The 6331-nt window shown below is 34.7% G+C and carries 3 protein-coding genes and 1 pseudogene; 3 read left to right on the top strand and 1 reads right to left on the bottom strand.

Going from position 1 to position 6331, the window contains the following annotated elements:
- Positions 1-1698 (bottom strand): annotated as a pseudogene (locus IRZ80_RS01725) (hypothetical protein); the annotation flags it as partial.
- Positions 1699-2791: 1093 nt separating this feature from the next.
- Between IRZ80_RS01725 and IRZ80_RS01720 the strand changes: the two are divergent.
- The 3 genes from IRZ80_RS01720 to IRZ80_RS01710 all read left to right on the top strand — a co-directional run bounded on the left by IRZ80_RS01720 (position 2792) and on the right by IRZ80_RS01710 (position 6264).
- Positions 2792-3916 (top strand): SDR family oxidoreductase, encoded by a 1125-nt coding sequence (locus IRZ80_RS01720; RefSeq protein WP_194639626.1) that lies wholly within the window; start codon positions 2792-2794, stop codon positions 3914-3916.
- A gap of 75 nt (positions 3917-3991) precedes the next feature.
- Positions 3992-4876 carry an OmpA family protein gene (locus IRZ80_RS01715; protein ID WP_194639624.1) on the top strand — a complete coding sequence of 295 codons (885 nt, stop codon included), beginning with the start codon at positions 3992-3994 and terminating at the stop codon, positions 4874-4876.
- 209 nt (positions 4877-5085) lie between these two features.
- A complete protein-coding gene (locus IRZ80_RS01710; protein WP_194639622.1) occupies positions 5086-6264 on the top strand; it encodes an AIR synthase related protein in 1179 nt (392 codons plus the stop codon).
- The last annotated feature ends 67 nt before the right edge of the window (positions 6265-6331 follow it).

Genomic DNA, 6331 nt, shown 5'->3' with positions numbered 1-6331 from the left:
ACAGCCCGAAGCGGTGTGAGTTTTTGTAACTGTGTAAGTGGTAGTAACGCTCGGATTCACGCTTGGATTTGCATCACTTGAAGTAAATCCTATAGGAGAAGAAGTCCAGGAATAGGTATATCCCTGCTGAGCAGCTTCGCCGATAGTGCCGCCATTTGGATTCATGCTGCAGTTTTTGGTAAAGTCGGCTCCGGCTGCTGCTGTTACTTCTGGTTTATTCACGGTTACAATAACCGAATCAGTAGCACTGCATTCTGTACCCACTTTAGTTTTTGTAACAGTATAGGTTGTAGTTGCAGAAGGATTCGCAATTGGATTTGCAATGTTTGGATCGCTTAGACCTGCTGTTGGTGACCAAGAATAGGTAAATCCAGCTTGGGGAGTTTCTCCAATTTGTTTACCGTCAGGATTTGTAATACAAGTTTTTGTAAAATCATCTCCTGCCACTGCTATTGGAATCAAATTCAAGTTTAACTGAATAGGAGCTCCAGGGAAATCTTTTAACTCAGACTGCGCAGAGTTTCCTGAAGATCTTGTTCTGATAAACAGTGTACTGATATTAAAACACGGATCGTTTGAATTTGTGTTTTTAAATACTTCTGTTAAATTAATAGCACCTTCAGCCCATTGATTAGGAGCATAACTTCCAGGATTTGTTCCGTAAGTATCAAAAGGGACAGTAGTTGTTACGTTGTTATTGGTGCAGAAGACGTTACCTGGAAATGTATTGTTAGGGACTACTACATATTCAAATCCGCCTCCAGCTTTTGCTTTCCAGACTCTAATTACAACAGTAGCATCGCCGCCGCCCTGAGTAAACTCTATAGTGATTAATATGTCCCCCACAGTACGGCCGCCATCAAGACCCTGAGTAGTAAATCCGCCGCTGCCGCCAGTAATTGGCATAACACCTTTGGTAGGATCAAAATCTCCGAATGTGGCACCTGTAATGTTTAACGGTTTTTGCAGAAATTCGAAATCAATATAACTGCTTCCGTTTGTAACCTGACGGTCACCTGCAAAAATACACCACAAATCGGTAGCTTTACCAGCTCTGCTTGTACCGCTGACAAATGAGGTGCCATTAGTACTCTCTCCTCCAATTATTGCAGGATTACCAAAACTAAAATGAGCACCACAATTTTGAATCTCATTTTTATTAGGAGAGCTTCCTGCCCCCCAGGTATAGGTATTTGGATTGTCATTTATTTTATTGGATGAAGTAAATATGGTTAAATCGTTAACATATCTATCTTGCAGAAAAAATGTCTGGGTTGGGTAAAGAAGACTTCCGTCAAGTAAATTAAGAACTCCATGATTTGCTGGATCTGGAATAGGCGGAGGATTCGGTATGCCGTAATAAACTCTGTCAAACAAGTCTCCTACGTTTTCATAAATAGTACCGGTGGGTTCATGTGCCCATCCATCCCCATCGATAGCCTCGCCAGATAAAGGAGTTGCTACTGGTACTACACCTTTAATGTTTTGTGCGTTAACCGTTGTATATCCGGTCAAGAGGATTCCCATAAAAGCCGCTGGTAAAGCTAGATTTTGAAGCCAGCTGGCAAATTGGGGTTTTTTATCTCGAATTAAAAAGCCCGTTGAGGTTAAATTCGAGAAGCCTGTTTTGAGTGAACAGGAAAAAGCGTACCAATATTCTTGAACACTTTTTATCTTAAAAGAGAAAATTTTTTTCATATTGATATAGTTTTTAAACCATAGTATCAATAGGAAAGATCAGCAGATGTTGGGTTTTTGGGAAACCAATGAATGTTGTTTCATATTAAAATAGTTATTAGTGAATTAAATAGACAGACATTTATAGATTACTGCTTTAAACAAGCAGTGATCCATACAGTCTTCATCAATAAATCTGAAATGCACGCAGGCATTAAAAAAGAAATTTTACTGCAGAACAATAATTAAATTCTTTTTCAGGCAAAATGTATAAAGCTGAAAAATCCGAACCCCAAAAGGCTCTAAAAAATTAATTGAAAAAATAGATTAAAAAACCAAAAGCCCATCTTTAGGGATAATGCAGCATTTGGCAAATGAGTAACTTCAAAAATACAGAAGTTCACAAAACGTATTCTTAATAATAATTTTTCGGGAATCCGTATAACTAGTGTGGATAACTCCTCAATCATCAAAAGATCTATTATTAAAGAACAGCAGCCAATTTCTTATTGGCCTTTTAACTATTATTCTGAATAGCTGAAAGCACCTTAAAAGTGACGATGTAAAATTAATTAAATTAAAAAAAGGATGATTGAAAAAGTTTTTTAAACCCGATGAAATCCTGATAATTACGATGAAATACTAGCTGTATAGGAATTGGAATACAGGGGACATAGTTCATGCTTGTTAAAAAATAAAGATGCAAACTATTAATAATCAATTAAATACGTGTTAATTATTTTGTGTTTTTAAAATAAAAAACACTTAAAATTATAAAGACTGCAGTGTTATGAAGTATTTTGAAAAAAAAACTCAGTCTTTTTAGTTAAAAACAGCTTTTTTGAGGGTAAATAAAAGGAGACGATTGGTATGGAAAAGTTTGTTAGAAATATCTTGTTTAAGTTTTTTTAAGATTAAAATTTGATCGGGATCAGGCTTTAATTTTATTCAAAGAATTATTTATTAAAGAAAAAAAACTTAACTTTATTGTACTTTTATTATGAAGACTCTGGATTTATATATTTGACCCCCAAATACTTAAATACTAATCGCCTTTAGCATCTCTTACTCTGTATCCTTAATCAGAATCAGTCTTCAATTAAATTATATTCAGATGAAAATTATACTGACAGGCGCGACAGGCGTATTGGGTTCTCAGGTTATGTATGAAATCCTCGAGTTGTTTATCAAAGAATCAATTGAGGGTAAACTTATCTTGATTTCCAGAGGAAAAAAAAGGAAAACAGCATTAGAGCGAATTAATGAATTGCTTTCCAGTGATTTTGCACCTAAAAATTTGAAAGATGCAGGTCTTGAAAAATTGGACACTTTTATTGAAATAGCAGACACTGATCTGGATGCTGTCGGAGAAAATTTTGCTGAGAGAATTAAGGGAGCTTATTTTATTCATTCTGCCGGGTATGTCAATTTATCAACAGATGAGGAACACCGTCAAAAGATTTTTGATGAAAATACAAAAATCACTAAATTCATTTTGAATAACTTCCATGATTCCATAAAAAAAATCATTTACATAGGGACTGCTTTTTCTTCAGGAGAGCGTTCTGGCCTTGTTGAAAACGATTTTCATAATTTGGGTTTTATTCCCAAACACCGTAATGCATATGAAAATGCAAAATTTCATTCGGAAAATTTTGTAGCACAGCGCTGTAAAGCATTGGGACTTCCTTTTCAAATTTTGCGTCCAAGTGTTATCTGCGGAAAAATGCTGGGTGACGAACATCGGTATTTCATCAGCAAATACATGGTTTTCTATCTCCTGGCCAAGTTCTTTTATTTTGCAGCACAAAGAAATTCTGAACAGGAAAATGTCCGTTTTATAATGAATAGAAATACAGGACTAAATATTATAGCAGTTGATTATGTCGCCAAAGTAATTGTTTCTGTTTTTAGGAGAGATGATATCCAGCAGCTTAATATTGTAAATCATAAAAGTCTAAATTTAGTGAAAGGATTAGAGCTGATTATGGCTGAAGTAGGTTATTCTAATTACACAATAGTTGAAAATACTCTCCACTTTGAATATCAGAACAATACCGAAAGATTATATTACGAGAGCATAGGAAAACATCTTAAACCTTATCTTGTTGCAAGTGCCAAAGAATACAATACAGTTTTATTAAATTCTATTCTTGAAATTCCAATTTTGGATGATGAAACATTTACCCAAATGATTCGATATGCTAAATTAAACGGTTTTAAAGATATTCATGTCTGACTTCTTACTAATAAATTTGAACAGCAGGATAAACCAATAAGTTTTATTGTAAATTTGAGGAATAAAACCCAAATTATGAAATTTCTTACTTCATTGTTATTCTGTCTTACAGCTTCTTGTGTTTTTGCCCAGGAACAGGTTTCCTTTTTTTTTGACAGTGATAAATTTGTATTAAAAAATACCGAATTATTAAAGTTAAATCAGTGGCTGTCTTCGAATAAAGAAGTTAAAATCGTGGGAGTTTATGGTTTTTGCGACGAAGAAGGAACTATTGGTTATAATGATACTCTGGCCAAAAAAAGAATCGATTATGTATTCAATACAATTAAAGGAAAAGTAAAAATCAGAGAGGATTTCAAAACAAGAAGTTTTGGAAAATTACATACTTTATCTCCCATTAAAGCAGAAAACAGAAAAGTTACCTTGTTTTATATATTGCCCAAAGATTTTGTAAATGAAGAAAAAATAATAGAGGAAAAGAAGGAAGGCATTGCAGAGAAGAAAAAACCAAGTATTAAATTCCCTGATACTTATGCTTATGAAAATCCTAACGGCACGGTTGTTACTATAAAAATCGATACTGTTTTTATGAAAAAAGTGAGTACTGCTAATGTAGGTGAAAAACTCAAGTTAGAAAACATGAACTTTTTTACAGACACTTTTGCAATAATGCCGCAATCGAGATCCGTAATGTATGAACTGCTGACGGTGATGAAAAATGTACCCGATTTGAAAATACAGATTCAAGGCCACATCTGCTGTGTTCAGAAAGATTTTAGAGATCTGAGCACTCAAAGGGCTAAAGCTATCTACAAGTTTCTTGAATTTAACGGAATTGAAAAAAGCAGAATGACTTTTGGAGGTTTCGCCAGCACAAAACCATTGTATCCTTTACCCGAAAAAAACGAAGCTGAGAGAGAAGCAAATCGCCGTGTCGAAATTGAAATCATCGCTAATTAGAAGAAAGAATCAATATTAAACACTGCAGCATTAATATTGCTGATTTTATAAAATTGATATTGCTATATAAATTGCATTTTGCCATTGATATTGCTATTAATTTTTATTGCTATTTAAATTGAATTTTGTCATTGATATTGCCATTGATATTGCTATTGTATAATTGTTACATTAAAATTATCTTTGCCCCTCATACACACAACTAGAAAATGAGTTCAGATACTTCAAAAAGATATGCGCAGCGCGGTGTTTCGGCATCCAAAGAAGATGTGCATAACGCGATAAAAAATATTGACAAAGGTTTATTCCCACAGGCATTTTGTAAAATCGTCCCAGATTATTTAACTCAGGATGAGGATTATTGTCTAATTATGCATGCTGATGGTGCAGGTACAAAATCTTCATTGGCCTATATGTACTGGAAAGAAACCGGAGATATTTCGGTTTGGAAAGGTATCGCTCAGGACGCATTAATCATGAATATTGACGATTTATTGTGTGTAGGTGCCACCGATAATATTCTGCTTTCTTCAACTATCGGAAGAAATAAAAATGTGATTCCTGCTGAGGTTCTTTCAGCTATCATCAACGGAACCGAAGAATTAATAAAAGAACTGGATTCTTTTGGGGTAACCATCCATTCAACCGGTGGAGAAACTGCAGATGTTGGAGATTTAGTAAGAACAATAATCGTAGATTCGACTGTAACGGCAAGAATGAAACGTTCTAAAGTGATTGATAATGCTAATATAAAAGCAGGAGATGTTATCGTTGGACTGGCTTCTTTTGGTCAGGCGGCTTACGAAAAAAGCTATAATGGAGGAATGGGAAGTAACGGTTTAACTTCTGCTCGTCATGATGTTTTTGAAAAATATCTGGCAGCCAAATATCCAGAAAGTTACGATTCTGCAGTTCCAAGTGACCTTATTTATTCAGGTCAGGTTCAATTGACAGATGCTGTCGAAAATTCACCAATCGATGCCGGGCAATTAGTACTTTCTCCAACAAGAACGTATGCACCAATTATCAAGAAAATTTTAGACAAATATACTTCAAAGGATGTTCACGGAATGGTGCATTGCAGCGGAGGAGCTCAGACAAAAATTTTACATTTTGTACAGAACCTGCATATCATAAAAGACAATTTATTTTCGGTTCCGCCTTTGTTTCAATTGATACAGGAACAGTCCAAAACCGATTGGAAAGAAATGTATCAAGTGTTCAACTGCGGTCACCGTATGGAAATTTATGTTCCCGAAGCCATTGCACAGGACATTATAGATATTTCAAAATCATTCAATGTTGATGCTCAGATTGTCGGCAGAGTAGAAGCTTCTGATACTAAGAAATTAACAATTACAAGTGAATACGGGACTTTCGAATACTAAAGGGTTGTTTAATCGTTTATTCGTTTAAACGTTTAGCCAATCAGCGATTAAACAAATAAACAATTAA

It is taken from the genome of Flavobacterium sp. HJJ (assembly GCF_015351475.1).
GTDB lineage: Bacteria > Bacteroidota > Bacteroidia > Flavobacteriales > Flavobacteriaceae > Flavobacterium > Flavobacterium marginilacus.
The sequence above is the reverse complement of the archived record's forward strand: the minus strand, read 5'-3'. Positions and strand labels throughout refer to the sequence as shown.